Origin of the sequence: Ferruginibacter sp. HRS2-29, assembly GCF_024343615.1 — a bacterium.
Taxonomy (GTDB): domain Bacteria; phylum Bacteroidota; class Bacteroidia; order Chitinophagales; family Chitinophagaceae; genus Ferruginibacter.
The window spans coordinates 1-2,272 of the sequence record NZ_RJUB01000086.1; the positions used below are offsets into that span (position 1 = coordinate 1).

Annotated in this window: 3 protein-coding genes; 1 reads left to right on the forward strand and 2 read right to left on the reverse strand. The window is 36.7% G+C overall.

Annotation, left to right across the window (positions count from 1 at the left end):
* Window positions 1-756 precede the first annotated feature (756 nt).
* Window positions 757-960 carry a DUF2188 domain-containing protein gene (locus tag EGI32_RS11105; RefSeq protein WP_255153464.1) on the reverse strand — a complete coding sequence of 68 codons (204 nt, stop codon included), beginning with the start codon at window positions 958-960 and terminating at the stop codon, window positions 757-759.
* A 93-nt stretch (window positions 961-1,053) separates the two neighbouring features.
* Window positions 1,054-1,584 (reverse strand): hypothetical protein, encoded by a 531-nt coding sequence (locus EGI32_RS11110; RefSeq protein WP_255153463.1) that lies wholly within the window; start codon window positions 1,582-1,584, stop codon window positions 1,054-1,056.
* Between the two features lie 12 nt (window positions 1,585-1,596).
* On the opposite strand from EGI32_RS11110, the gene cmk reads away from it, so the two are divergent.
* The coding region (cmk, locus tag EGI32_RS11115) for a (d)CMP kinase (RefSeq protein ID WP_255155440.1) at window positions 1,597-2,272 on the forward strand (676 nt) is incomplete at its 3' end.

Sequence of the window (2,272 nt, forward strand, 5' to 3'; positions counted from 1 at the left end):
TCACTTCAGCGTAAATAGGGCCGAAGAAGAAAGGGAAATCTGAAGCCTGATCTTCGAAAAATAAATTGAATACCCGCTTAAAAAGCGGGTATTTTTTTGCCACGAATACACGAATGAGATAGTTTTATTTAAAGCGAATTTTATTTGTGTATTCGTGGCTTTTCTCTTCAACGTAAATAGGGTCGAAGAAGAAAGGGAAATCTGAAGCCTGATCTTCGAAAAATAAATTGAATACCCGCTTAAAAAGCGGGTATTTTTTTGCCACGAATACACGAATGAGATAGTTTTATTTAAAGCGAATTTTATTTGTGTATTCGTGGCTTTTTCACTTCAGCGTAAATAGGGCCGAAGAAGAAAGGGAAATCTGAAGCCTGATTTTCGAAAAATAAATTGAATACCCGCTTAAAAAGCGGGTATTTTTTTGCCACGAATACACGAATGAAATAGTTTTATTCAAAGCGAATTTTATTCGTGTATTCGTGGCTTTTTTCTTCAACGTAAATAGGGTCGAAGAAGAAAGGGAAATCTGAAGCCTGATCTTCGAAGAATAAATTTAATATCCGCTTAGAAAAGTGGGTATTTTTTTGCCACGAATACACGAATGAGATAGTTTTATTCAAAGCGAATTTTATTCGTGTATTCGTGGCTTTTTTCTTCAGCTTAAATAGAGTTGAATAAGAAAGAAAAAAAATCGGAAGCATAGGTTAATAAAAAAAAACTGTTCGATTAGAACAGTTTTTTTTATCATGAAGTTTTTTATTCTACATAACTTTCTTCTAACTGTATAGTGCCGTCTTTAGCATAAACAAGTAATATAATATTTTTTTTACGTGCTATGTTTCTAGCTATTTCTATTGCTTCTTTTTTTGTATCAGTGATTGTAGTAAACTTAGCAGATTTATCATTTTTGACAATCCAGCCGTTACCCAATGGTAAAACATGTTCAATAGAACTCGACATCGCAACCTTTTTTCGGCCACGAGTTGCACTTTCTGCTTTTACTGATGATTTTTTTTTGTAACCTGTGACATTTTATTTTCTCTTATTATAAAACTACGAAATTTCTCTTATAATTACTTTTGCGGACCTGATAAATTCATTGGTTTGATCTGATGTATATCTTTTTATCTTATACCGGTTTTCCGGATTCCAACTTTGGACTGTTAGCCATTCAATTAAAAATGAAGATTTAATGCGAGTTTCTGCACCGGAAAAAATAATTAAATCACTCAAATTATGATTTTTTATCTGCCTTAGTTGAGTAATTGCTATACCCGTACTAATGGCATTGAATGCAGCAATCTGAGGATTATAAAAGGTGAAATCGCTTTTGGTTTCAGGAAATCCCCGGTTAAATGCAAGTGTGTTTACGATTTTTCTCTTGAAACTAAATTCCAGTGCATATCCCATTAAGTAAATTGAAGCCGCATTCCTGTTATTTTTCAACAGCGTAATAGAACCCTTTTGCTTTTGTGAAGATAAATAAGCAAGTGTTGTCGCAGTAATCACTTTGGGTAGAATTTGAACTAAGATAATTATTATGATTTCTATTTGATATTTTGACGGCATCTTTTTTTTAGCCATTTTTGCATACAGATGGCAAAAAAGATAATCATAACGATTGATGGATGGAGCAGCTGCGGAAAGAGCACGCTGGCAAAGCAACTGGCAAAAAAACTCGGCTACGCTTACATCGACAGCGGTGCCATGTACCGGGCGATCACGTTATATTTTCTGCGCAATCATATAGACTGGACGGATGAAAAAGAAGTAGCGGAAGCACTGGATCATATCCATCTCCATTTCGAGCACAATGAAAATTCCAAACAATCGGAGATCTTCCTGAATGAAGAGAATGTGGAGTATGTTATCCGCGACCTGGTCATTGCCGAAAAAGTGAGTGAAGTGGCTTCCATTGCAGCCGTTCGCACCTGCGCTGTGGCACAACAGCAAAAGATGGGAAAGAAAAAAGGGATCGTGATGGACGGCAGGGATATCGGTACCACTGTTTTTCCCAACGCGGAACTGAAAATATTCATGACAGCCGATATAGCTACAAGAGTAGAGAGAAGGTTCAAGGAGATGTATGAAAAAAATCCCAACATCACTGTTGAAGAAGTGAAAGATAACCTCGAAATGCGTGATTATATCGATAGCCATCGCGAAGTGAGCCCGTTGCGCAAAGCGGATGACGCAATTCTGCTGGACAATACCCACATCAGTATGGAGGAGCAGCTTGACTTCGCATTAGGGCTGGTCAAACAATTAAAGG

Excerpts from the sequence above, each read along its gene's own strand:
- EGI32_RS11105 (WP_255153464.1), bottom strand. The coding sequence starts at position 960 with ATGTCGAGTTCTATTGAACATGTTTTACCATTGGGTAACGGCTGGATT.
- EGI32_RS11110 (WP_255153463.1), bottom strand. The coding sequence starts at position 1,584 with ATGGCTAAAAAAAAGATGCCGTCAAAATATCAAATAGAAATCATAATA.